Consider the following 24,855-nt stretch of genomic DNA (forward strand, 5'->3'; position numbering starts at 1 on the left):
GGCCGACAGCACAGAGGTTCATCACAGCAGACAGGCGCTGGCGCGAAGCGATGGGATTTATTCATCAATAACAGACCTGTTAACTGTGAATGATAAAAAATTTTGGAGACGGTATTAGGCGCTTTTCAGCGCCGGTTGTACAGGCTTGAAGTCAAAAAAAAGCGGCAGTTTCTCTCAAACGCGCCAGACGGTTGCTTCAGCCCGGCGGATGGCGCAGTAAGCCTAATAAGTGATGGAAATCCCAAAACGGAGTATTGGCAAAATAGTCCATGCGATAAGCCAGTAGTTCCATAACATTATAAATATGAAAACCCTACTGTTAATTCTTTTAAACCAGCGGAGCTAACTTGCTATTTCCCCTGGCTTTATCCGGGATAAAGTCTGCGAGGAAAGGATTATTATCACCTAATATTAAAACGCACACGGGTAGGTCAAACAGCGAAACAACGTTATCACTATCATTTATTTTCACCACCATTCAGAGGTATGAGATGAGTAAAATGTGCTTAACAAAATTACTGTCGGCTGGTTTGCTCGGATTGATGGTCTTTTCCACTTCCGCAATGGCGAAAGAAATTGAAGTGGTAAATATTTCAAAAATAGATGGCATGCCCTGGTTTAATCGTATGGGGGAAGGTGTTACCAAAGCCGGCAGCGATCTCGGTATTAAAGCCTCTCAGGTAGGCCCTTCCAGCACTGATGCCCCGCAGCAGGTAAAAATTATTGAAGACTTAATCGCGAAAAAAGTATCGGCGATCGGGATTGTCCCCAACGATGCCGATGTGCTCGAGCCGGTATTTAAAAAGGCGCGGGATGCTGGCATCGTGGTATTAACCAACGAATCTCCCGGACAACCGAGCGCCAACTGGGACGTTGAAATTATTGATAACGAAAAATTTGCCGCCGATAACGTTGAAGAGATGGCCAAAGCCATGGGCGGTAAAGGAGGCTATGTTATTTATGTCGGCAGTCTGACCGTGCCGCAACATAACCTGTGGGCGGACTTGTTCGTTAAATATCAGAAAGAGCACTACCCGGATATGCATGAAGTCACCAGCCGTATGCCGGTGGCCGAGAATATCGACGATGCCCGCCGGACGACCATCGACCTGATGAAAGCTCACCCCGACCTGAAAGGGATTGTCTCCTTTGGCTCTCAGGGACCCATTGGCGCGGGCCGCGCGGTGAAAGAGAAACGGGCGAAAGGCAAAGTGTTCGTTTACGGCATGATGATCCCCTCTCAGGCCGCTTCCCTGATTAAGAGCGGTGATATCGCCATGGGCATCACCTACGACCCTGCCTCTGCGGGTTACGCCATTACCGCCGTGGCCGACAAGGTTCTGAAGGGAGAAGAGATTAGTCAGGGTCTTGAGATCCCCAATCTCGGTAAAGCGGATGTGGATACCGAAAAACGCATCATCAAATTCCACAAAGTCCTGCGCGTGACGAAAGAAAATATCGACAGTCTGTATTAACCCGTTGGTTCTGCACGCCCTGCTGCGATCGTCGCAATACGGGCGTGCTGTGTGAGCCCCTGAGAGGTAATAATGGAGCCGTTTATTTCACTGGGTCATATCAGCAAAACGTTCTACGGTGTGAAAGCGCTGGATAACATCGCCCTGACGCTATTTCCCGGGGAGGTTCACTGTCTGGCCGGGCAGAACGGATGCGGTAAATCGACGCTGATTAAAATTATTTCTGGCGTCTATAAACCCGATCCCGGCTTTCAGATCGTCATTGACGGTAAGCCCCGCTCCCACCTCTCCCCCATCGACTCGGTGAAAGCCGGAATACAGGTTATTTATCAGGATCTCTCCCTGTTCCCGAACCTCACCGTGGCGGAAAACATCGCGATCCACCTGCATCACCATAATCTGCTGGTGAATAAGAGCGAGATCCATCGCATCGCCGCGCGCACCGTCAAAAGCATTGAGGCGGAGCTGGATCTGGATGCCAATGTAGAATCCCTGCCCATTGCCCAGCGTCAGATTGTGGCGATCTGCCGGGCGCTGGCCCAGGAAGCCAGGCTGATTATTATGGATGAGCCCACCGCCTCTCTCACCATGCAGGAGGTAAAAGGACTGCTGCGGGTGATTGGCGATTTAAAGAAAAGAAACATTTGCGTCGTGTTTGTCAGCCACCGTCTGGATGAAGTGCTCTCTATTTCCGACCGTATCAGCGTGCTCAAAAATGGCACCCTGGTTGGCACCTGGCCTGCCAGCGACATCAATAATAAAAAACTCGCTTTCCTGATGACCGGTAAAGAGTTTTCGTATGCGTTATTACCGCCGATAGAAAAACTTGGCGACGTAGCGCTGAGCGTTAAGAACCTCACTAAGCATCACCAATACAAGAACATCTCATTTCAGGTGCATCAGGGTGAGATCCTCGCCATTACCGGATTACTCGGTGCGGGCAGAACAGAGCTTTGCCTGAGCCTGTTTGGGCTCACGCAGCCTGACTCCGGGGAGATAGTGCTGGCAGGCAAAGCGGTGCGCTTCGCCAGCAACCGGGATGCGATCAATGCCGGGATTGGCTATGTCTCTGAAGACCGGATGAGTACCGGCCTGGTGATGGAACAGTCCATCAACGACAACATTATCTCTACCGTGCTTCGACGGCTGAAAACCCCCTTTAAATTGTTAGACAGAGCCAAAGCGGACCGCGTTGTCGCCGATTTAGTCGGGCAGCTGAGCATTAAAATTGGCAGCGTCAATCTGCCGGTCAATACCCTCTCCGGGGGCAACGCCCAGCGTGTGGCGATAGCCAAATGGCTGGCGATCAATCCCAGGGTGCTGATCCTCGACTCCCCCACTGTCGGGGTGGACATTGCCAATAAAGCGGGGATCTATCAAATCATCTCTGCCCTGTCGCGCCAGGGGATCGCGGTGCTGATGATCACCGATGAGATCGATGAAGCCTACTTTAACAGTCATCGCATTTTAGTCATGCGCAAGGGTGAGATCGTCGCGGAACTCCTCCCGGAAAAGACCTCGGAAGCCGCGCTGGCGGAGGTGGTCAATGGTTAATAAATTCGGGATTAAAACCCACGAGCTGTTTTTAGGCCTGACCATTCTGGTGATTGGCGGCTATCTGTCGTTTGCCAGCAGCGATTTCCTGACGCTCGGCAATATCTATGATCTAATCAATAACTACGCCATGCTCACCATTCTGGCCTGCGGCTTGTTTATTGTGCTGATTTCCGGCGGGATCGATATCTCCTTTCCCGCCATGACCATCATTTCACAGTACGTGATGGTGACGCTGATTCAGGGTACCACCGGTAATTTTGCCCTCGCGTTTGCGCTGGCCGGGGGGCTGGGATTGCTGCTCGGGTTGATCAACGCCACGCTGGTCAACCGGCTCAACGTGCCTTCCATCATTATCACCATCTCAACCCTGAATATTTTTTACGGCCTGCTGCTCTACCTGACCAAAGGCGTCTGGCTCTACAGCTATCCTGAGTGGTTTGAAGAGGGGGTGATGCTATTCAAATTCACCGCCGCAGATGGCTACGATTATGGCTTAAGCCTGCCGATCCTCACCCTGCTGGCGGTGGTGGCGTTAACCGGCTTCATCATGAATAAAACCAGCGTCGGGCGGATGATTTATGCCATGGGCGGCAACCGGGAGGCGGCCTCCCGCATGGGATTTGGCATCTTTAAAATGCAGCTGTTTGTCTATGGCTACATGGGGCTGATGTCCGGGGTGGCAGGCGTAGTGCAATCCGCGACCGTCTTAACCGTCGCGCCCGACTCCCTGCTGGGCTACGAACTGACGGTACTCGCCGCCGTGGTGTTAGGCGGAACCAGTATCGTCGGCGGGCGCGGCACCTTACTCGGCACCCTGTTAGGGGTGATTTTACTCGCCGTGTTGCAGAACGGTCTTAACCTGTTAGGGATCTCTTCGTACTGGCATACGGTCGTTACCGGGGTGGTGATCGTCACCAGTATCAGTATGACGGCATGGAGTCAGCGTAAAGGTCAGGGAGTCATAGTATGAGCGCCAACAAAACCCAGGATCGCGTCGAGATTTACCTGAGCGTGTTAATCGCGGTGGTGGTGATTGCGTTCAGCTTCCTGATACCCTCGGTCTTCTGGTCAGCCGCTAACTTCCAGTCCATTGCCTCGCAAATGCCGATCCTCGGCGTGCTGGCCCTCGCGATGGCGGTGACGATCCTCACCGGGGGGATCAACCTGTCCATCATCACCACCATGAACGCCTGCGGGCTGGTGATGGCCTGGGTCGCTACCCATTATCCTCCAACCTTCAGCAGCATGCTGCTGGTGATTGCCGCCGGGTTAGTCATGGCCCTGGCGATCGGTTCGGTGATTGGATTTTTGGTTGCCGTGGTGCGGGTCTCGCCGATTTTAGCCACCCTTGGGATCATGACCCTGCTGAAAGGCATTAATATCCTCATCTCCAAAGGTTCGGCGATCTCTAACTTCCCGGACTATATTCTGGTGATTAACAGCACCAACATCCTCGGCATCCCGCTGCCGCTGCTGGTCTTTCTGGCGGTGGTGGTCGTACTGTGGGTGATCCTCGAAAAATCCGCCTTCGGGCGCACCCTCTACCTGATCGGCTCTAACGAGCAGGCGACCCACTACTCCGGGATTAACACCCGTAAAACCCTCATCTGGGTCTATGTGCTCTCCTCGGTGCTGTGCGTGATCGCCGCCCTGCTGATGATGTCGAAACTCAATTCAGCCAAGGCCTCTTACGGTGAATCTTATCTGCTGGTGTCGATTCTGGCGGCTGTACTGGGCGGGGTAAATCCGGATGGAGGCTTCGGTAAAGTCTTTGGCATGGTGATGGCGCTGATCCTGCTCCAGATGCTGGAGAGCGGCCTCAATATTCTGGGCGTGAGCAGCTACATCACCATGGCTCTGTGGGGCGGTTTGCTGTTAGCGTTTATTTTCCTGAAAGGGGCGCAGATCTCGCGTCTGTTTGGTAAACCCTGATTGCCGCTAATTGTGCTCGCTGCGCCGGTTGGTGTGGTCGTCACTGCGCTGTTTGCCCTGATCATCATCCTGCTTATCATGGCGGATGGGATGGCCGTGGCTGTCATAGATGATATCGTCATCGCCCGCAGCCCAGGCGCATGATGCAGCGAATGTCACTAACGCGGTAATCAAGGTCAGTTTGTTCATTTTGAACCTCTCGCGAAATGGTCGTTATTAGCGAGTACTACCTTTTTACAGAATAGTTATCCGTAACGCGAAGCTGGTCGTAAAGAAAGGTGATTAATTCCGGTGAATACGAGGAAAGTTTGAGAGGGCGATGAAATTTCAGGCACAAAAAAACCACCTTTCGGTGGTTTCACGACACTGCTTATTGCTTTGATTATTCTTGTCTTTCCCATGGTAGCCGGAGTGGGACTTGAACCCACACAGCGCGAACGCCGAGGGATTTTAAATCCCTTGTGTCTACCGATTCCACCATCCGGCCTCGGGAAGAAAGTGGAGGCGCGTTCCGGAGTCGAACCGGACTAGACGGATTTGCAATCCGCTACATAACCGCTTTGCTAACGCGCCTTAAATCTTTTGTCTTACGACTGACACCCGCTATTGCGCATGTCTTAAATTTGGAGCGGGAAACGAGACTCGAACTCGCGACCCCGACCTTGGCAAGGTCGTGCTCTACCAACTGAGCTATTCCCGCATTTATCAAGTCATTATGCTAATCACTTGATTTTGCTATCGACTAACGGGCCGTGCCGTCGTTCGATGCGTTGCATTCTACTTACCTGACGTTTTGAGTCAACGTTAATTTTCGCAAGGATAGATCGTTTGCTGAAAATTGCGCCGAAACGATCACTGATCAAGCAAATCCCCACGCGCGGCGTTCAAATATTGCAACATTGACCACAGCGTCAGCACCGCCGCGACCATAAACAGGCCAATACCCGCCCACTCTACCCACTCGTTTGGACGCCACAGCATCCATACCAGCGCCGCCATCTGCGCGGTGGTTTTGACCTTACCGATCCAGGAGACGGCCACGCTGCTGCGTTTACCCAGCTCCGCCATCCACTCGCGCAGGGCAGAGATAATAATCTCACGGGCAATCATGGTTGCCGCAGGCAGTGTGACCCACCAGCTGTGATAGTGCTCAACCACCAGCACCATGGCGATGGCCACCATCACCTTGTCAGCCACCGGGTCGAGAAACGCGCCGAAACGGGTGCTTTGATTCCAGCGACGCGCCAGGTAGCCGTCGAACCAGTCAGTGACTGCCGCAACAAAAAAGATAAGTGCACATGCGAAAGGCGCCCAGACAAATGGCAGATAAAACGCCAGTACGAAGAAAGGAATGAGAACGACGCGGAAAAGCGTCAGCAATGTAGGGATATTTAATCGCATAGTGACGGTAACTGTTTGTTGTCAGTAATTATTAGCCCTATGTTGCTACAGAGCCCTCAATGTTTCAACGAGTAGTAGATCTTTTCTGCCAGCCCTTGCGAAATACCTGGCACTTTTGCAATTTCCTCTACGCTGGCGTTGAGTAATCCTTGCAAACCGCCCATATATTTCAGCAACATCTGGCGACGTTTTGGCCCGACCCCTTCGATCGTTTCCAGAGTGCTGGTATTTTTCACCTTTGCCCGTTTTTTACGGTGACCGCTAATGGCGTGATCGTGCGACTCATCGCGAATATGCTGGATCACATGGAGCGCAGGCGAGTCCGGCGGCAGGCTAAAGCCCTCCCCTTCCGGCTCAAGGAACAGCGTCTCCAGCCCGGCTTTACGATCGGTGCCTTTCGCCACGCCCAGCAGCAGCGGATGATGCTTATCCCAGCTTACATCCAGTTCAGCAAAAACGGATTTTGCCTGGGCGAGCTGGCCTTTACCACCATCAATCAGGATAAGGTCCGGGATCTTACTCTCTTCAATAGCTTTACCATAGCGACGGCGCAGCACCTGGTTCATGGCTGCGTAATCGTCACCGGGAGTGATATCCGTAATGTTGTAGCGCCGGTACTCCGCCCGCAGCGGTCCGTTAGCATCAAATACCACACAGGAGGCCACCGTCTGCTCCCCCATCGTGTGGCTGATGTCGAAACACTCCATCCGTTTCACTTCCGGCAGCTTAAGCACGGTTGCCAGCGCGATAAGACGCTGATGGACAGTCGACTGCTGCGACAGTTTGGTGGTCAATGCCGTTGCCGCATTGGTGCGCGCCAGCTTGAGGTAGCGGGCACGATCGCCGCGCGGTTTAGTCTGGACGTTAACCCGGCGTCCCGCCAGCTCCGACAGCGAATCTGACAGCAGCGTTTTATCGCTGAGATTAAAATCGAGCAAAATTTCCGACGGCAGGGTTCGCATCTGGCTGCCCTGCAAATAGAACTGGCCGACAAAGGTCTCGACCACTTCACCCAGTTCGGTACCGCCCGGCACTTTCGGGAAATAGCTGCGGCTGCCCAGCACCTTACCCTGGCGGATAAAGAGCACATGCACGCAGGCCATGCCCGCATCAAACGACACGCCAATCACGTCCAGGTCATCGCCGGTATTAGAGACAAACTGTTTTTCCGTGACCCGTCGTACCGCCTGGATCTGATCGCGGATCCGCGCCGCCTCTTCAAAGTTCAGCGCCTGGCTGGCCTTCTCCATACGGGCGATAAGCTGGTTCAGCACCTGATCGTCTTTACCGGCCAGGAACAGGCGCACATATTCTACCTGCTGTGCGTACTCCTCTTCGCTGACCAGCCCTTCCACACAGGGCCCGAGGCAACGACCAATCTGATACTGCAGACAAGGGCGAGAGCGGTTGCGATAGACGCTGTTTTCGCACTGGCGAATCGGGAATATCTTCTGCAGCAGCGCCAGCGTTTCCCGCACGGCGTAGCCGTTAGGGAACGGGCCGAAATACTCACCTTTCGCATGTTTGGCACCGCGATGGGTAGCCAGACGTGGATGGGTATCGCTGCTGAGAAAAATAAACGGGTAGGATTTGTCATCGCGCAGCAGCACGTTATAACGCGGCTGGTAGAGCTTAATGTAGTTATGCTCCAGCAACAGCGCTTCGGTCTCTGTGTGGGTCACAGTGACGTCGATCTGCTGGATCTGAGCGACCAGCGCTTCAGTTTTGCGGGAGGCAAGATTGCTGCGGAAATAGCTGGAAAGACGCTTCTTAAGATCTTTCGCTTTACCGACGTAGATAACCGTCCCGCCTGCGTCATACATCCGGTAGACGCCTGGCTGGCTGGTGACGGTTTTCAGGAAAGCACTGGAATCAAACACTTCACTCACTGACTAATTAGGGTCTCGGCATTGCACAGACCATGACGGATGGCCAGATGAGTGAGTTCGACATCGCCATGAATGTTCAGCTTACTGAACATACGGTAGCGGTAGCTGTTCACCGTTTTTGGGCTGAGATTAAGCTGCTCAGAGATCTCATTCACCTTCTGGCCTTTGGTAATCATCAGCATAATCTGCAATTCGCGCTCAGACAAACTGGCAAACGGTGATTCGGTCTTTTCTGGTTCAATCTGGCTGAGCGCCATTTGCTGCGCGATATCAGAAGCGATATAGCGCTGCCCGGAATAGACAGAACGGATAGCATTAACCACTTCCTGAGGGGCTGCGCCCTTGCTCAGGTAGCCCGCGGCGCCCGCCTGCATCACTTTTGCAGGAAGAGGATTTTCAGTGTGAACCGTCAGCATGATCACTTTGGTATCAACCCAGGCGCGCGCGATTTTACGCGTTGCTTCAAGGCCGCCAATACCGGGCATGTTCATGTCCATCAGGACAACATCAGCACTATTCGTCCGGCACCATTTGACGGCATCTTCACCGCAGCAGGCCTCGCCAGCAACTTTTATACCTTTAATATCTTCAAGAATGCGTCGTATCCCTGCGCGCACCAGTTCGTGGTCATCAACAAGAAGGACGTTGATCAAAGGAAATTCTCCAGAATAGGGATAACGCTACAGACAGTTAATTCGGCTCATATTAACGTTTTTTATCGCAAACTGAAAACGTTAAAAAATGCAGGCCTTCGTTATAACTCTCTTTTTTGGAAATTAACTTGTACATCAACTGGAAACGGAAGCCTTGCGCCATGCGGCTTAGGCATCATTTTTTAGGCTAATGTTTTCAAAAATTTACAGATTTGAGAGGCTATTTTCTTATTGTTAAAATACCACACGTAATTTTGTAACAATAATTAACCTGTTAACTACCTTAGTTAAACAATTACCCTGCGCTTAACGCCTTAAAAGTGTAGGGCGAACGGTCATTCAATTAAATAACCAAACCGGCTAAAAGTACAAAAAACAAGCACTGCGTTTTTTTTTAAGGCTTGTGGTATACTCCGCCGCCTTGAACTTTGAACTATGCGCTCAAGCGCCGTTTTTATCATGAGGAAAATAAATGAGCACACCTGATTTTGCCACTGCTGAGAATAATCAAGAACTGGCACAGGAAGTCTCCTGTCTGAAATCTCTGTTGACCCTGATGCTGCAGGCAATGGGCCAGGCGGATGCCGGTCGTGTGATCATTAAGATGGAACGCCAGATTGCGCAGATGGAAGACCAGGCTCAGGCTGAGGTATTTTCCAGCACCGTTAAGCAAATCAAGCAAGCTTACCGTCAATAAAACAAAAACGGCTGAAAGCAGTGCATTCAGCCGTTTACTCGTCTGCCACGCAGAACTGAAGTGTAGTCAGATAATGCCCGTCGCTGCCGCATAGCAGGCTATTTGCGTTTTATTCGGCGCATTGAATTTCTTCTGCATATTCTTCTGGTGGAAGTTCACCGTGTTTTCAGAGATAGAGAGAATAATCGCTATTTCTGCTGAGGTTTTGCCTTCCGCTGTCCATTTCAGGATCTCCTTTTCGCGCTTGCTGAATTTCATCTCGGGTGGCATCACCATTTCATGCTCCAGGCGTAGCAGCGTGGTCAAGGCCATGTGCACCAGCATTTGCAGACGCAACTCAACCACTTCATTCGCCATCATATTAACCGACAGGCTGGTGCTGGAGACCGACAGGAACCCCATCGCATGATTAGGCAGCATCAGACACTGGGTGATCCCTTTGCGCAGGCCGTGGTCGCGCGCGCCGTCCCATAAGGATTGCGCTTCGGCGAATAAGGCGTCGTTCCAGGGTAAGTGCCCGTGGACGAAATTCTCGGGTTTCAGCACAGGATCGATGGTGAAATAATTTTCCGCCAGATAGTGCGCCATCCACTGTTGCGGATAGGTTGAATGCACCGAGACTTTCGGTCGGGTAAACGGTACCGGATGACGGACGCAGAGAGCAAAATACTCATAACCCAGGCTCTGAGTTTGACGCTGAAGTTCGGGATATACCTCGCTGGCGGATGTCATCTCCTGAAAACGGAGATAGCACTCCCGTCGCCATGTAAAAAAGTCTAAATCCTTCATACCAAGTGAATGAAGCCCCTGTAAAGATAATCATTATTATGATTTCTTAAATTAACACATAAATCTTATTTATATGTATAAAATATCGACCCTGAGGTAATTATCTACAGATTTTATGCACTTAGGGGGTTTGTGGCGGGATAAAATCGCGGGACCATTCATTTCAGGGATGAATATTTTGCTCCGGAGATTAATTCCGGAGCAATTAAAAGCAAATATGCTATTGCATCAGGAATTTCTCAAGGAATTGCCGGGTACGGGGCTGCTGAGGATCGGCAAACAGCGCTTTCGCCGGCCCCTGCTCCACAATACGTCCCTGATCCATAAAAATCGCCCTGTCTGCCACATCGCGGGCAAAGCTCATCTCATGGGTGACAATGACCATAGTACGTTTCTCCTGTGCCAGCTGGCGAATGGCATTCAGCACCTCCCCCACCAGCTCCGGATCCAGGGCTGAGGTCGGTTCATCAAACAGGATCACATCAGGACGCATTGCCAGCGCGCGGGCAATCGCCACACGCTGCTGCTGTCCACCGGAGAGACGGCGCGGGTAACTGCCCTCTTTCCCGGAAAGCCCCACTTTTGCCAGTAACTCCCGGGCACGGGCTGTGGCCTCCTCTTTGGGTTCGCCTTTGACAATTACCGGCCCTTCAATAATGTTTTCCAGCACCGTGCGATGGGGAAACAGATTGAAGCTCTGGAAGACAAAGCCGACGTGCTGACGCAGACGACGAATCAGCCCCTTTTGCTGACCCAGCGACTTACCGGTATCAATGGTGATATCACCCACGCGAATGGTGCCGGCTTCCGGATGCTCCAGCAGGTTGATACTGCGCAGCAGCGTGGTTTTACCGGACCCGCTGGGCCCGATAATCGCCACCACTTCGCCCTCCTGCACTTCCAGGTCGATACCGTGCAGCACCGTCTGGCCGTGAAATTTCTTCACCAGGTTTTTAACGTCGATAGCACTCATTTCGGATCACGCTCCTGGCGGTTAAGCTGGTTTTCAAAATAGTTTTGCAGCGCGGACAGCACGGTTGCCATGATCCAGTAGATCAGCGAGGCAGCCAGATACATGGTAAAGACCTCCAGCGTGCGCGAGGTGATCAACTGCGCCTGGCGGAACAGCTCCGGCACCTGAATGGTGGCCGCCAGCGAGGTGTCTTTTACCAGACTGATAAAGCTGTTGCTGAGCGGTGGCAGGGCCACGCGCGCGGCCTGCGGCAGGATGGCCCGGCGCAGGGTCTGCCACGGCGTCATCCCGATACTGGCTGCAGCTTCCCACTGGCCTTTGTCGATGGAGGAGATGGCTGCACGCAGGGTTTCCGCCGCATAGGCAGCAGTATTAAGCGACAGGCCGATCATTGCCGCCGGGATGGGATCCAGCTCAATACCAAATTGCGGCAGGCCGTAGTAAATCATGAACAGCTGGGCAATTAGCGGCGTGCCGCGGAAGATGGAAATATAAAAACGCGCCAGCCAGCGCACGGGCAGCAGAGGCGACATGCGCATCAACGCCAGCACAAAGCCCAGCACCAGACCGAAAAACATCCCGCCAATACTCAGCTGCAGCGTAAATACGGCGCCTTTCAGCAGGAAGGGCAACGAATCAATCACCAGTTGGATACTTTCTTGCATTATGATTTTTCTGCCTGTGATTTAGACATGAGGATGGTAGGCAAAGAGAGCGGGCGCCCCGCCAGTATGAATAAACAGAATCGGGCCTTCATCTTTAAAGCGTTTCCGTTCGATTCCGTCAATAAGCCCGGCCATAGCTTTGCCGGTATAGACCGGATCCAGCAAAATCCCTTCAAGACGCGCCAGCAGCTTCACCGCCTCGGTCCCCTCATCATTAGGCGTGCCGTAGCCCGGCGCGAAATAGTCATCCCACAGCACGATATCCGCCTTTGCGCTCACCTCCAGCTGCTGTGCCACCGCCTGTTGCAACGACACTACCTTCGGTTTTTGATCGGCTACGCTGCGCGATACGGTGACGCCAATCAGTTCAACCTCCGGCATCAGCTGCTCAAGCCCGACCGCCAGCCCGGCATGGGTGCCTGCACTGCCGGAGGCCACCACCACCGAGGAGAGACCGACCGTGCCCTCACACTGCTGGGCAATCTCCAGGGCGCTTTCGACGTAGCCCAGCGCACCCAGCGCATTCGAACCGCCAACCGGGATCACATACGGGCGAAAACCCTGGGCTTCAACGCGGGTCGCCAGCGCATTCAGCTGCGCCACGGGATCGGTCAGCGCATCGCACATCTCTATCTGTACATTGAACAGATCCAGCAGTAGACGGTTGCCGTTGCTGAGATAATTTTCCGCCTTTGTGCCAATCGGGTTTTCCAGCAGGGCGATACAGTGCAGCCCCAGCTTTGCCGCGACGGCAGCGGTCTGGCGAACATGGTTCGACTGGATAGCGCCTGCTGTGATCAGCGTGTCGGCCCCTTCACGCAGCGCATCCGCCGCGAGGAACTCCAGCTTGCGCAGTTTGTTGCCCCCCATTGCTATGGGCGTCACGTCATCACGTTTGATAAGGATGTCGCGCCCCAGGTAATCCGATAAGCGCGGCAAATACTCCAGCGGCGTCGGCGCGCCGATAAACTCCAGGCGCGGAAAACGCGTCAGGTTCTGTAATGACATGAAAACCTCCATAACCCTGTCTAAGTCTGATTTTTTTATTATGCACGTTGATGGCGAGGAAATAAAAAAGGCGCTTATCAAAGCGCCTTTTTTTTCAGTCAACTGCTTACTTTGTGACGTCTGCCCCGAACCATTTTTCGGAGAGCGCCTTCAGGCTGCCGTCTTTCTGCATCTCGGCAATGGCACCGTCAACAGCTTTGACCAGATCCTCGTTGCCTTTGCGGATCGCAACGCCCGCTTCCTGACGGGAGAAGGCATCACCGGCTACGGCCAGGGTGTTGTTGGTCTTCTTCACCAGATCCAGCGCCGCCAGGCGGTCAACCAGAATGGCATCAATACGGCCTACGCGCAGATCCTGGTATTTGGTCGGGTCGTCGTCATAGGTGCGGATATCAACGCCCTGCACGTTCTGGCGCAGCCACTCTTCGTAGTTGGTCCCCAGACCGACGCCCACTTTTTTATCTTTCAGGTCGGCAGCAGATTTAATGGAGCCTTCGTTACCTTTTTTCACCAGCGCCTGGATACCGGAGACGGTATACGGGGTGGAGAAGTCATACTTTTTCTTACGTTCGTCAGAGATGGTGACCTGGTTAATCACCACATCAATACGTTTTGAGTCCAGCGACGCCAGCATGCCGTCCCATTTGGTCGGCTTCAGCGAGGCTTTCACACCGAGGTGTTTTGCCAGCTCTTCGGCAAACTCCACCTCAAAACCGGTCAGTTTACCGTCGTCACCCTGGAAGCTGAACGGAGGGTAGGTTCCTTCCAGCCCAACCAGCAGCGTGCCGCGCTCTTTAACTTTGTTTAAAAGACCCACTGCAGCGAAGGTCTTGACGCTCATACCCGCAACCAGCGCAACGGCCATTACACCCATCAGCGCCTGACGACCCAGAAGTGCAAATTTCATACATACCCCGATATGATTGGAATTTTGGTTGTAGTGTAGGGCGTTCGGCCGCAAGGTCAAACACGACTGCGCTACATGTTATTCATTTTTAATATATATCAGAAGTTGTTTCACGGTGGACTTTCTGCTTCACCGCCATCGGCATTTGCGACCTGTATTGCGCATATTTGCGCAGCGCGATCCGGTAGTTGTTGGTGCTGGTCGCAGGCAGCCACGGTTCAAGGTTTTCATCCAGATAACCGTCGGTCAGAAGCTCACGGGAAATATTCAGCGAGGTCAGATGCTGGCCAAGACGACGTAGACGCACAACATACTCGCGCACCGTTCCGTGACTCATCTCTGTCTGTTCAAACAGGAACTGCTTGAAGCCAATAATATCGAAAAAGTCGCTCTGCTCTTTGCAGTGCAGATCGCCACAAAAACGACATAACGCCACCCACTCCTGCTGCTCTTGCTGCCATCCGGCTTCATCCAGCAGGGTATCGAGACGGGAGATCGCGATTTTATTGACGATCTCTCCACGACGGACCAGCGTGATGCGGTCAAGCAATTTATGGCAATGGGCGCAATGCGTCTGGCTATGTTTAAAGTCTTTCAGGTAGCGGCTTAATGGCCGTCTTTTAGATTGCTGCACCGTCATGATAACTCCTGGTTGTCAATACGTTGTGCGGCACTTAACGGGTGACAAGGATCACCTATAACTTACCCAGCTTGGTACGTAAGCGTTTAATGGCCTGGCTGTGCAGCTGGCTAACCCGCGACTCCCCCACTTCCAGCACGGCACCAATCTCCTTGAGATTGAGCTCTTCCTGGTAATAAAGGGTCAGCACCAGTTGTTCGCGTTCCGGTAAAGCTTCAATAGCTTCCATTACGCGCTGGCGTACGTTGCCTTCCATTAACTGGTGCAACGGGTTTTCCTGCTGATGATCGTCCGTCACCAGTTCAATGCTATCGCCATGCTCTTCGCGCCACTCATCATAAGAGAAGAGCTGGCTGTTGTTGGTATCGAGCAACATCTGACGGTAGTCGGCAGTAGTGATCCCCAGACGATCCGCAACTTCGCTTTCCGTCGCGTTACGTCCAAGCTCCTGTTCCAGCTGCCCCATCGCTTGCGCTACTTCGCGTGCATTGCGGCGAACGCTGCGCGGCACCCAATCCCGGCTGCGCAGTTCATCCAGCATCGCACCACGAATACGCTGTACTGCGTAAGTCGTAAATGCCGTTCCTTGCAGAGCGTCGTATCGGTCAACTGCATTCAGTAACCCGATCCCGCCCGCTTGTAGCAGATCGTCCAGTTCCACACTCGCTGGCAGACGTACCTGAAGCCGCAATGCTTCATGACGCACCAGCGGAACATAACGCTGCCACAGCGAGTGTTTATCCATTACACCTTCAGCGGTATAGAGTGAATTCACGATAAACAGCCCTGCGTTAGTTGAGTTATCGGCATGATTATCCGATTCTGGAGGGGTTTTAATCGTGTGAATAGGAGGGGGAATGGGGGGTTATTTGGGGGTTATTGGTTTTCTGGAAAGTAAAAAACCCCGCCGGAGCGGGGTTTGAGCGGTACGTTAGAATTAACGCAGCAGGGACAGCATGGTCTGCGGAACCTGGTTGGCCTGCGCCAGTACGGAAGAGCCAGCCTGCTGCAGAATCTGAGCGCGGGACATGTTGGACACTTCGGTCGCGTAGTCGGAGTCCTGGATACGGCTGCGGGCAGCGGTCAGGTTGCTCACGGTGTTGTTCAGGTTAGTGATGGTAGATTCGAAACGGTTCTGGGACGCACCCAGCGAGCTGCGCTGGGAGTCAACCGCTTTGATAGCTGCATCAATAGTGGTCAGCGGACCTGAAGCAGGTGTGGCTGCAACTGCAGGTGTAGCTGCGACATCATCAGCGTTACCCGGAATGCCATCTGGACCGTCGTTACCAGCAACAGCGGGAGTACCGGCAGTTGCAGCAGTTACCGCGGCACGAACGTCAAAGCCGTCAGCGTTAACTTTACGTGCTTCGCCATTCACGAGAGCCAATTCACCGGTCTGCACATCAGTTGCGTCTGCGGGTACTTTAACGGAATCCTTAGAGTAGAGGTTCCAGCCAGCGCTTGAATCCATGGTGATAGCAATTTTTTCACCATCACGAGAGCCGACCTGGAAGGAGAAGTCTTGGCTGGTGGTGTTGTCAAGGATTTTGATACCGTTAAAATCAGTTTCTTTGGTGACACGATTGATTTCAGCCAAACGCTGGTTAACTTCAGACTGAATGGAGTCGATGTCGGAAGCAGAGTTAGAGCTGTTCTGCGCCTGTACGGTCAGGTCGCGCACACGCTGCAGGTTGTTGTTGATTTCGCTCAGCGCGCCTTCTGCGGTCTGCGCCAGGGAGATACCGTCGTTAGCGTTACGTGCAGCAACGTTCAGGCCGTTGATGTTGGAGGTGAAGCGGTTAGCGATCGCCTGACCCGCAGCGTCATCTTTCGCGCTGTTGATACGCAGACCGGAAGAGAGGCGCTCAATAGCAGTGCCCAGAGAGGACTGAGATTTAGTCAGGTTGTTCTGAGTCGTCAGAGACAGGGTGTTAGTATTGATAACAGCCATGATGTATTCCTTCAAAAAAAGTTTCAGATTTAGGCTTCTGCCTACGGCTTTCTCACCGCTAACCTGATTATCGACCTCCTCTTCCTAACCTTTAGAAAAAAGATCATTTTTTTAAAGGGACAAACTGCCCGCTATTTTTCCGCTTAATTTCCGCATTGAAGACGGTAAAAAAAGCTAATCTTTTCGTAATTTCTGCCGATAGAGCATCCAGCGATTGTCTCAATAAAGGATGAAAACATGGCAAGTATTAGTTCACTCGGTGCAGGTACCAGTCTGGATCTCAATACGTTGTATGACAATTTACAGACAGCCGAGCAGACCAAACTCACGCCGATTACCCAGCAGCAGACCTCTTATAAAGCAAAACTGACGGCCTGGGGCGTGGTACAAACTGCATTAACCAAGTTTCAAACGGCGTCGGATGCGCTGAAAAATACGTCTGCTATCGCGCAGTCAAAAGTGACCAGCACGAATACGGCATTTAGTGCCACGCTGGCAAGCAGTGCCTCGGCCGGTTCTTACTCGGTAGAAGTGACGCAGCTGGCCGCAGCCCAGACGCTGCTGAGCCCGAAAGTGGCTAGCAAAGATACCGATCTTGGCGATAGCAGCATGAGTTCGCGCACGATCACTATCACGCAGCCAGGTCAGAAAGATCCATTAAAGGTAACGCTGGCCAGCGACAAGACCAGTCTTGCAGATGTACGGGACGCAATTAACGCTAAACAAGGCAGCGTAACCGCCAGCATCATTAAAGCGGATGACAACAGTTACTATCTGTCACTGACCTCGCGTGACAGCGGTGTCGCCAACGAAATGACGATCACCACCGATGACAGCGAACTGGCGAAATATATCAGCCACGATCCGCTTGATTCATCAACGGGAATGAAAGTTCAGATTGCCGCGGCTGATGCCATTGTTAACATCAATGGCATCAAAATTACCCGTAGCAGCAACGCCATTACCGATGCCCCGGAAGGCGTCACGCTCAACCTGACCAAGACCAACGTTGGCAGCCCGGAAACATTGTCGATTGCGAAAGACAATCAGCCGATGACCGATGCGATCCAGGCCTTTGTCGATGCGTATAACTCGTTGCAGACGACCATCAGCAACCAGACGAAATATACTGCGGTGAAACAGGGCGATGGATCTCAGGACTCTAGCAACGGCGACCTGTTGGGCGATGGCACCCTGCGTAATATCCAGACCCGCCTGCGCTCTATGGTCTCGTCAGCGCAAGGTACCGGCGAACTGGCGACGCTGTCGCAACTGGGCATCACCCAGGATATTAACGGCAAATTGACCGTAGACAGCACCAAATTAGGTAAGGCCCTGACGGATAAGTCTACCGACGTGCTCGCGTTTCTCTCAGGCGACGGTAAAACAACCGGCATGGCGACGCAAACCAGTAACCTGTTGAAAGACATGTTAGGCAACGAAGGTTCGGTCAAAAGCGCCACTGATGGCATCAACAAAACGCTGAAAAATCTGTCCGACCAGTATGACCGTGTTAATGCGCAAATCGAGGCCACGATGGCGCGCTACAAAACGCAATTTACCAGTTTGAGTCAGCTGGTCTCCTCTATGGATCAAACCGGGAGCTATCTGACCCAACAGTTCAATGCCATGAACAGTTAATGAATGATGAGTTGAGGTTTTACGATGTATACAAAATCGGGAATTCAGGCCTATGCGCAGGTAAGTGTTGAAAGTGCCGTCCTGAGTGCCAGCCCGCATCAACTGGTGGTTTTACTTTTTGATGGCGCGTTAAGCGCCATGAAAAAAGCCGTCATATTGATTGAGCAAGGGGACATTCCTGGTAAAGGGCAGGCGCTGGGAAAAGCCATCAATATTATCAGTAACGGTCTGCAGTCAGGGCTAAATCACGAGGTGGGTGGTGAGTTGGCTACCAACCTCGACAGCCTCTATGACTATATGACCAGACGTCTTTTACAGGCCAATATTCATAATGACATTGATGCCATTAATGAAGTAATGGAATTGCTCAACAACATCGCCGATGCCTGGAAAGAGATAGGCCCCAATTCTCAACATATGCGGGACAATGACTAATGGAAGCCAATCTGGGATTGCTCCAACACTATCAGCACCTGTTAACTACCAGCGCCTCGATGCTGGCGCTTTCAAAATCGGGGCGTTGGGATGAGCTAATTACTTTTGAAGTGAAGTATTTAACCGCCGTTGAAAAACTGACACAGTTTCAGGATGCGAACGAGATTGCGCCGCACATACAGGCGCAAATACGCCCCATGCTCCGGCAGATCATCGATAATGAAATTGAGCTTAAAGCCTTGCTGCAACAGCGTATGGACGAGCTGAGAACTTTAGTTGGGCACTCCTCCCGACAACATAATCTGAATGCAACTTATGGACGTCTCTCTGGCAATATTCTTTTCCCCACGGACATCTGAACTGGGGTTGATAACAGGCGGGTGAATATATTTCGTTATTTCACCCGCTAAATATCCCCGCCTCGCTCATACTCTCTGTGTTCTTAAACTGGAGCACGGAAGATGAAAAACCCCACCCTCTTGCAGTTCTTCCACTGGTATTACCCTGAAGGCAGTCAACTCTGGCCGGAAGTGGCCGAGCGCGCCGACGGCTTAAATGATATCGGTATCAACATGGTCTGGCTGCCCCCGGCGTATAAAGGCGCGACCGGCGGCTACTCTGTCGGCTATGACTGCTACGATCTTTTCGATCTCGGCGAGTTCGATCAAAAAGGATCTATTCCCACTAAATATGGTGACAAAACCCAGCTGCTTGCCGCTATCGACGCGCTGAAACGCAACAATATCGCGGTGCTGATGGACGTGGTTGTGAACCACAAAATGGGTGCCGACGAGAAAGAGGCCATCCGCGTTCAGCGGGTGAACGCCGACGATCGCAACCAGATCGATGACGAGATTATCGAGTGTGAAGCCTGGACCCGCTACACCTTCCCGGTTCGCGCCGGAAAGTATTCAAAATTCATCTGGGACTACAAATGCTTCAGCGGCATCGACCATATCGAAAACCCTGATGAAAATGGCATCTTCAAGATCGTCAATGATTACACCGGTGATGGCTGGAACGATCAGGTCGATAACGAGATGGGGAACTTTGACTATCTGATGGGCGAAAACATCGATTTTCGTAACCGTGCGGTAACCGAGGAGATCAAATACTGGGCGCGCTGGCTGATGGAGCAAACCCAGTGTGACGGCTTCCGTCTGGATGCGGTGAAACATATTCCGGCCTGGTTCTATAAAGAGTGGATAGAACATGTCCAGGAAGTGGCGCCGAAACCGCTGTTTATCGTGGCGGAATACTGGTCGCCAGATGTTGATAAACTGCGACAATATATCGATCAGGTGGAGGGGAAAACCATGCTGTTTGACGCCCCGCTGCACATGAAGTTTCACGAAGCTTCTCTGCAGGGGCGTGATTACGACATGAGCCAGATCTTTACCGGCACGCTGGTAGAGGCAGCCCCCTTCCACGCGGTGACCCTGGTCGCTAACCATGACACCCAGCCGCTACAGGCGCTGGAGGCACCGGTTGAAGCCTGGTTTAAGCCGTTGGCCTATGCCCTGATTTTATTGCGCGAAAACGGCGTTCCCAGCGTCTTCTACCCCGATTTGTACGGCGCCAGCTATGACGATACCGGTGGTGACGGCGAGATGTACCACATCGATATGCCGGTGATTGAGCAGCTCGATCAGCTGATCCTCGCCCGCCAGCGCTTTGCTCACGGCATTCAGACTCTGTGGTTCGATCACCCTAATTGCATCGCCTTCAGCCGCAGCGGCACCGACGATAATCCCGGCTGCGTGGTGGTGCTCTCTAACGGTGACGAAGGCGAGAAAACCATTACGCTTGGGGAAAACTACGGCCATAAAACCTGGAAAGATTTTCTCGGTAACCGCGAGGAAGTGGTAATGACCGACGAAACCGGTACCGGTGTCTTCACCTGCAACGGCGGCAGCGTCAGCGTGTGGGTTATAGAAGCGGAATAGTAAGGCGTTGATAGCCGGGCGGCGTTGCCCCTGCCCGGCCTGCAAATCCCTTAAGGCAGCTTGCTCTCAAGCGGATTTTTACTCAGGTAATTTGCACACTCGACGGTAGGTTTGTCGACGCGCTGCAGGCTCATGCCATCGTACTCAATGGCGGAGCCTTCCCGCTCCAGCGGGTAGATATCCAGCTTGCGGGTGACGTTGTAATAATCGTCAGAACGCAGCATGATTTTCCCCGGCACGGCCACCACGCGCTGCCACTGCCGGCAATCGAGGGTATCCCCCTCCTGCGTCACGACCAGCGTCGCGATCGCTTCCGGGCTGACCATGCTGCTCTGCGGCCCTTTCGACTGCCAGTAACCCGCCAGTTCAGCCGGGACAGGATGTTTGATCACGTCCTGATATCTGTCGACCTGTACACAGCCGGTTAAGGCCAGCAGCCCCGCTATAATTGCTATTTTTTTCATCATTGTTCCGTCTAGGAAGAAAATAAAGAGTGTGGCATCAAAGCGGTCTGGTCGCCAGCAACATTGATGCTAGAGCGGAGCAAGAATCATGTGTTGAAGCATTTTAGTGAAAAGAAAAAATATATCTAAAGATTAAGAGATCATATCTTGACCATACCTCATATCCCGTGCCCGCCTAAATTTTCCTTAGTTAGAGTGTTGTTTGGTGAGATCATAAACTCTTTTGTGTTTTTTCCTCTCACCCTCGAGTACAGAAAGTAACCAGTCACGTAAGAAAGTATAGAATATGTTACAACACCCATCATTTTAACCGCTTCGTAACATGAAAGTTAACAACTAATGAAAATGACTACTCCTTGAGAAGGTCCCATTAGCAACAATCAATTCCTGTAGTCGCTCAAATCTGAAAATGATGTTAAACTTCTGACCTTTAAGAATTTACTGATTTTTTATTATGCTGAAGTTATTTGCGAAGTATACATCTATCGGTGTAATCAATACACTAGTGCATTGGCTTGTTTTTGCCAGCTGTATTTATTTTTTACAGACTACGCAGGCTATCGCTAACCTGTTTGGATTCCTTGTAGCAGTATCGTTTAGTTTTTTTGCTAATGCGAGGTTCACATTCAATGCTTCTCCATCGAAACTACGTTATATAACGTACGTCGGATTTATGGGCATTTTAAGTGCGGTTGTTGGCTGGACTGCAGATAAGGCAGGCATGCAGCCGATTATCACTCTTATTGTTTTCTCTACTATTAGCCTATTATGCGGATTCATATATTCAAAGTTAATTGTTTTTAGGGATGAAAAATGAAAATTTCTCTTGTAATTCCAGTATTTAATGAAGAGGACACGATACCAATTTTTTATAAAACGGTAAGGGAATATGATGAGTTAAAGAAATTTGAAATAGAATTAGTCTTTGTCAACGACGGAAGTAAAGACGCAACAGAATCTATTATCAATGCTCTGGCGGTGTCTGACCCACTTGTTATCCCCCTGTCATTCACACGCAACTTCGGGAAAGAACCCGCTTTGTTTGCCGGTCTGGAACATGCTACAGGGCAAGCTATTATACCAATTGACGTTGATCTACAGGACCCCATAGAGGTTATCCCGCACCTTATTAATAAATGGCAGAATGGCGCTGATATGGTTCTTGCAAAACGTTCAGATAGGTCAACTGATGGACGACTAAAGCGCAAAACTGCAGAATGGTTCTATAAACTTCATAACAAAATCAGCAATCCACAGATTGAAGAAAATGTTGGCGATTTTCGTCTCATGTCTCGTGAAATTGTTGAAAATATTAAACTTATGCCTGAATGCAACTTATTTATGAAAGGTATCCTTTCATGGGTTGGTGGTCGTACTGATGTCGTTGAGTATGTTCGAGCGGGAAGAGTAGCTGGCGATTCCAAGTTCAATGGTTGGAAATTATGGAATCTCGCATTGGAAGGAATAACAAGCTTCTCAACTTTTCCCTTAAGAATGTGGACATACATCGGCTTGCTTGTCGCAGGTTTAGCATTCATCTATGGTGCGTATATGATTATCGGCACCTTAATCCTCGGTAACCCTGTACGAGGATATCCATCCATATTAGTCTCAATATTATTCTTGGGTGGCGTTCAACTAATTGGAGTAGGCGTTCTTGGCGAATATATAGGAAGAATATACTTTGAAACGAAAAAACGTCCAAAATACATACTAAAGGGTAAGAAATGAGCAGATCAAACTATGGTATTTTTGCCTGTTGCTTCATTTTTGCAATAGCTCTATTACATATCAACCAATACTCACTGATATCTGATGATTTATGGTTTTCTGAAAGATCGTTTTCAGAGCCAGATCACATAAAATGGGTTATTAGTAGATATTTTTCTTGGTCCTCACGCACGCCAATTGAATACGCTCTTATTAGCCTGATAAACAAGTTTAATATCTGGGCAATAATAAACTCATTCATGTTTTCGCTGTTGGTTATTGGTATATACTCAATAAATGGTAGCCTTAATGATAAAGGTTGGAAAATAGCTCCAGCAATTGCCACATCTTTGCTTATTTTTAGCATTCCAAGAGACATATTTTTTAATGGGACTATATGGATTACTGGATCATTTAATTATTTATGGCCCTCTGCTCTTGCTTTTTATGGATACTCACTACTTATTGGAAAAATAATGCATCAGGAAAAGGGAAAATGGCGTGCCGGATTATGCTATATTTCTATTTTTCTCTCATCTTTCAATGAGCAATTAGCTATTGTTAACTTGTTAGTTATGCTATCATTAATCATATATAGTAAGTTCCATGGTAAAAAAATATCGTCAACAATGATAGCCCTCGGTATTATATTATTAGTGATAGTTTATATAGCAACATGCCCCGGAAATAAAGCAAGGTATTATAGTGAGATTGCAACATGGTATAAAGAGTATGGTAGCTTCAATGTACTGCAGAAAGCCATGCTTGGAATTAATTTATATGCTGATATGTTGATTGCTGAAAAGTCAATTGTTCCTTCTGTGATGGCGTTTTCCATGGCAATAATTTGCGATAAAAAGACCAGAGCGCTTCCCATTTCCGCAGGCTTAATCCTGCTATTTTTATGTGTAATACCTTCTACGCCGGTAGCATTGTCAAAAATCAAACTTTCTGGAGATACTATATTTTCTGCATTGTCGATTTGTCGCGTATTATTTGCATTAACCGTCACCATTTTAATATTGGTACCTGTAATCATATCTCAAACAACAAGTTTGTTATCGTTTCTGATACTGGCCATGATAGGTGGAGCAATAGCATCAGCTTCAATGTTAGGATATTCCCCTACGGTATATGCGTCAGGTAATAGGATACTCTATATTCCATACCTATTGTTCATTACTGCCTCTATTGCGGCTATTACAATACTCATCAATGATGAGAGAGGAAAGCTACTTGCATTCAGGAATGTTCAGTAATTAATTCTGTATATGGTGGGGCATTCCCACCATATAATCAAATTTAAAATAATGAATCTAATTATAGATAAAGGCGTTGACATATAAATCATAACTATTGCACTGTTAGGTATAATAATAAATAGCTAAGGTTAAACATTATTAATTTGAAATGACTCAATCAATCTATCAAAGATCTGCCTTGAGGGATTTAATGTAAATACAATAATCATTTTACGAAGTCCCCACTGACAGTACTTGCTGGCGTCAGGATTCTTATCAACAAACAATATCTCATGTAGTTATATTCAATCAATAGTATTGTTCTGGCTGAGGTACTATTGCAATTTTGTCTTCAGGCGTGGCATCCCTTCTTGACTCTTTGATAGTGGAAGAATCCGGCTCGTAATTCATTATCCTGTTATAAAAAGTGTAGACGGTGATATCGAGACAAGTACAACGCTGGAAATAAAGTAACCACAATTCACAATTTATTTGAATGATTCAATTTAAAGCTATTCGGGATAATGTGCACCGCTCTTGGGCAACTATTTATAAGCCATCATATATGACTCTGAGTTGTCTGTTTAACCCTTGGCGATTCAGTGCTCCCTGGTAATTACCAGTCCAGGATTCGTAATCATGTGTCATGGAAAGGAAACAACAGGCTGGCATTTTTCGTTACCTTGGAAGACCTACCGTTTATAAGACAGAGTTTGCTGTCGGGTAAACACATTCTTAAGAAAGGGCATCAACCGCCAGTAAAAGAAAGGATGAATCCGACTGTTAGCAATAATATAGAGATTATGGCCATTTTATTCCATTTCGCCGCTGACAGTGTTTATATAAAGGTGACCCGTATTCTGGTATTTAGCTACTAAAAT

General features: G+C 50.3%; 25 protein-coding genes and 3 tRNA genes. 12 read left to right on the forward strand and 16 right to left on the reverse strand.

Features of this window, described 5'->3' with window-relative positions:
• The first annotated feature begins 491 nt into the window (after positions 1–491).
• The 4 genes from C2U54_RS19280 (at position 492) to C2U54_RS19295 (ending at position 4,964) form a co-directional block, all read left to right on the forward strand.
• Positions 492–1,475 (forward strand): autoinducer 2 ABC transporter substrate-binding protein, encoded by a 984-nt coding sequence (locus C2U54_RS19280; protein WP_103180116.1) that lies wholly within the window; start codon positions 492–494, stop codon positions 1,473–1,475.
• 72 nt (positions 1,476–1,547) lie between these two features.
• A complete protein-coding gene (locus C2U54_RS19285) occupies positions 1,548–3,029 on the forward strand; it encodes a sugar ABC transporter ATP-binding protein (protein ID WP_103180117.1) in 1,482 nt (493 codons plus the stop codon).
• Positions 3,022–4,002, forward strand: a complete 981-nt coding sequence (locus tag C2U54_RS19290) for an ABC transporter permease (protein WP_103180118.1) — start codon at positions 3,022–3,024, stop codon at positions 4,000–4,002. The genes C2U54_RS19285 and C2U54_RS19290 overlap by 8 nt, the downstream gene beginning before the upstream one ends.
• Positions 3,999–4,964, forward strand: coding sequence for an ABC transporter permease (locus C2U54_RS19295; protein WP_103180119.1), 966 nt, complete (start codon positions 3,999–4,001; stop codon positions 4,962–4,964). Before C2U54_RS19290 ends, C2U54_RS19295 begins: the two co-directional genes overlap by 4 nt.
• 6 nt (positions 4,965–4,970) lie before the next feature.
• On the opposite strand, the gene C2U54_RS19300 is transcribed toward C2U54_RS19295, so the two are convergent.
• From C2U54_RS19300 to uvrY, 7 genes are all read right to left on the reverse strand, one after another.
• Positions 4,971–5,153: a hypothetical protein gene (locus tag C2U54_RS19300; protein WP_103180120.1), complete on the reverse strand. Its 183-nt coding sequence runs from the start codon at positions 5,151–5,153 to the stop codon at positions 4,971–4,973.
• Positions 5,154–5,364: 211 nt separating this feature from the next.
• Positions 5,365–5,451 (reverse strand) — tRNA-Leu (locus C2U54_RS19305).
• Positions 5,452–5,463: 12 nt separating this feature from the next.
• Positions 5,464–5,537, reverse strand: a tRNA-Cys gene (locus C2U54_RS19310).
• Between the two features lie 51 nt (positions 5,538–5,588).
• Positions 5,589–5,664, reverse strand: a tRNA-Gly gene (locus tag C2U54_RS19315).
• A 152-nt stretch (positions 5,665–5,816) separates the two neighbouring features.
• Entirely contained in the window at positions 5,817–6,365 is a 549-nt protein-coding gene (gene pgsA / locus C2U54_RS19320) for a CDP-diacylglycerol--glycerol-3-phosphate 3-phosphatidyltransferase (protein ID WP_032612063.1), read from the reverse strand.
• 56 nt (positions 6,366–6,421) lie between these two features.
• Positions 6,422–8,254 (reverse strand): excinuclease ABC subunit UvrC, encoded by a 1,833-nt coding sequence (gene uvrC / locus C2U54_RS19325; RefSeq protein ID WP_103180121.1) that lies wholly within the window; start codon positions 8,252–8,254, stop codon positions 6,422–6,424.
• Positions 8,251–8,907, reverse strand: a complete 657-nt coding sequence (uvrY, locus tag C2U54_RS19330; RefSeq protein WP_103180122.1) for a UvrY/SirA/GacA family response regulator transcription factor — start codon at positions 8,905–8,907, stop codon at positions 8,251–8,253. The genes uvrC and uvrY overlap by 4 nt, the downstream gene beginning before the upstream one ends.
• 472 nt (positions 8,908–9,379) lie before the next feature.
• Between uvrY and C2U54_RS19335 the strand changes: the two genes are divergently transcribed.
• Positions 9,380–9,604: a DUF2594 family protein gene (locus C2U54_RS19335; RefSeq protein ID WP_103180123.1), complete on the forward strand. Its 225-nt coding sequence runs from the start codon at positions 9,380–9,382 to the stop codon at positions 9,602–9,604.
• Positions 9,605–9,670: 66 nt separating this feature from the next.
• Here the strand turns inward: C2U54_RS19335 and sdiA are convergent, their stop codons facing one another.
• The 8 genes from sdiA to C2U54_RS19375 all read right to left on the reverse strand — a co-directional run bounded on the left by sdiA (position 9,671) and on the right by C2U54_RS19375 (position 16,537).
• The gene (gene sdiA / locus C2U54_RS19340) at positions 9,671–10,393 is read right to left on the reverse strand and encodes a transcriptional regulator SdiA (RefSeq protein WP_103180124.1); all 723 of its coding nucleotides are present in this window, start codon (positions 10,391–10,393) and stop codon (positions 9,671–9,673) included.
• 220 nt (positions 10,394–10,613) lie between these two features.
• Positions 10,614–11,366 (reverse strand): L-cystine ABC transporter ATP-binding protein TcyN, encoded by a 753-nt coding sequence (gene tcyN, locus C2U54_RS19345; protein WP_103180125.1) that lies wholly within the window; start codon positions 11,364–11,366, stop codon positions 10,614–10,616.
• Positions 11,363–12,031 (reverse strand): cystine ABC transporter permease, encoded by a 669-nt coding sequence (tcyL, locus tag C2U54_RS19350; RefSeq protein ID WP_103180126.1) that lies wholly within the window; start codon positions 12,029–12,031, stop codon positions 11,363–11,365. The genes tcyN and tcyL overlap by 4 nt, the downstream gene beginning before the upstream one ends.
• A gap of 21 nt (positions 12,032–12,052) precedes the next feature.
• Positions 12,053–13,039 (reverse strand): D-cysteine desulfhydrase, encoded by a 987-nt coding sequence (gene dcyD / locus C2U54_RS19355; RefSeq protein ID WP_103180127.1) that lies wholly within the window; start codon positions 13,037–13,039, stop codon positions 12,053–12,055.
• A 106-nt stretch (positions 13,040–13,145) separates the two neighbouring features.
• The gene (tcyJ, locus tag C2U54_RS19360; RefSeq protein ID WP_103180128.1) at positions 13,146–13,946 is read right to left on the reverse strand and encodes a cystine ABC transporter substrate-binding protein; all 801 of its coding nucleotides are present in this window, start codon (positions 13,944–13,946) and stop codon (positions 13,146–13,148) included.
• Positions 13,947–14,034: 88 nt separating this feature from the next.
• A complete protein-coding gene (gene fliZ, locus C2U54_RS19365) occupies positions 14,035–14,586 on the reverse strand; it encodes a flagella biosynthesis regulatory protein FliZ (RefSeq protein WP_103180129.1) in 552 nt (183 codons plus the stop codon).
• Positions 14,587–14,641: 55 nt separating this feature from the next.
• Positions 14,642–15,361: an RNA polymerase sigma factor FliA gene (fliA, locus tag C2U54_RS19370; RefSeq protein WP_103180130.1), complete on the reverse strand. Its 720-nt coding sequence runs from the start codon at positions 15,359–15,361 to the stop codon at positions 14,642–14,644.
• Positions 15,362–15,523: 162 nt separating this feature from the next.
• Positions 15,524–16,537, reverse strand: a complete 1,014-nt coding sequence (locus C2U54_RS19375; protein ID WP_103180131.1) for a flagellin N-terminal helical domain-containing protein — start codon at positions 16,535–16,537, stop codon at positions 15,524–15,526.
• 237 nt (positions 16,538–16,774) lie between these two features.
• On the opposite strand from C2U54_RS19375, the gene fliD reads away from it, so the two are divergent.
• The 4 genes from fliD (at position 16,775) to amyA (ending at position 20,559) form a co-directional block, all read left to right on the forward strand.
• Positions 16,775–18,178, forward strand: coding sequence for a flagellar filament capping protein FliD (fliD, locus tag C2U54_RS19380; RefSeq protein WP_103180132.1), 1,404 nt, complete (start codon positions 16,775–16,777; stop codon positions 18,176–18,178).
• A gap of 24 nt (positions 18,179–18,202) precedes the next feature.
• Complete coding sequence (gene fliS, locus C2U54_RS19385; protein ID WP_103180133.1) at positions 18,203–18,613, forward strand: flagellar export chaperone FliS; 411 nt, start codon at positions 18,203–18,205, stop codon at positions 18,611–18,613.
• A complete protein-coding gene (gene fliT, locus C2U54_RS19390; protein ID WP_103180134.1) occupies positions 18,613–18,972 on the forward strand; it encodes a flagella biosynthesis regulatory protein FliT in 360 nt (119 codons plus the stop codon). Before fliS ends, fliT begins: the two co-directional genes overlap by 1 nt.
• A gap of 102 nt (positions 18,973–19,074) precedes the next feature.
• Complete coding sequence (gene amyA, locus C2U54_RS19395) at positions 19,075–20,559, forward strand: alpha-amylase (protein ID WP_103180135.1); 1,485 nt, start codon at positions 19,075–19,077, stop codon at positions 20,557–20,559.
• Between the two features lie 50 nt (positions 20,560–20,609).
• Here amyA and yedD read toward each other — a convergent pair whose 3' ends face one another.
• Complete coding sequence (yedD, locus tag C2U54_RS19400) at positions 20,610–21,023, reverse strand: lipoprotein YedD (RefSeq protein ID WP_103180136.1); 414 nt, start codon at positions 21,021–21,023, stop codon at positions 20,610–20,612.
• 454 nt (positions 21,024–21,477) lie between these two features.
• Between yedD and C2U54_RS19405 the strand changes: the two genes are divergently transcribed.
• The 3 genes from C2U54_RS19405 to C2U54_RS19415 are packed head-to-tail and all read left to right on the forward strand — an operon-like array spanning position 21,478 to position 23,992.
• The gene (locus C2U54_RS19405) at positions 21,478–21,840 is read left to right on the forward strand and encodes a GtrA family protein (protein ID WP_103180137.1); all 363 of its coding nucleotides are present in this window, start codon (positions 21,478–21,480) and stop codon (positions 21,838–21,840) included.
• Entirely contained in the window at positions 21,837–22,754 is a 918-nt protein-coding gene (locus tag C2U54_RS19410; protein WP_103180138.1) for a glycosyltransferase family 2 protein, read from the forward strand. Before C2U54_RS19405 ends, C2U54_RS19410 begins: the two co-directional genes overlap by 4 nt.
• On the forward strand, positions 22,751–23,992 hold the full coding sequence (locus C2U54_RS19415; protein WP_103180139.1) for a DUF6056 family protein: 1,242 nt from the start codon (positions 22,751–22,753) through the stop codon (positions 23,990–23,992). The genes C2U54_RS19410 and C2U54_RS19415 overlap by 4 nt, the downstream gene beginning before the upstream one ends.
• The last annotated feature ends 863 nt before the right edge of the window (positions 23,993–24,855 follow it).

The sequence above is a fragment of the Leclercia sp. LSNIH1 genome (assembly GCF_002902985.1).
Classification (GTDB): Bacteria; Pseudomonadota; Gammaproteobacteria; order Enterobacterales; family Enterobacteriaceae; genus Enterobacter.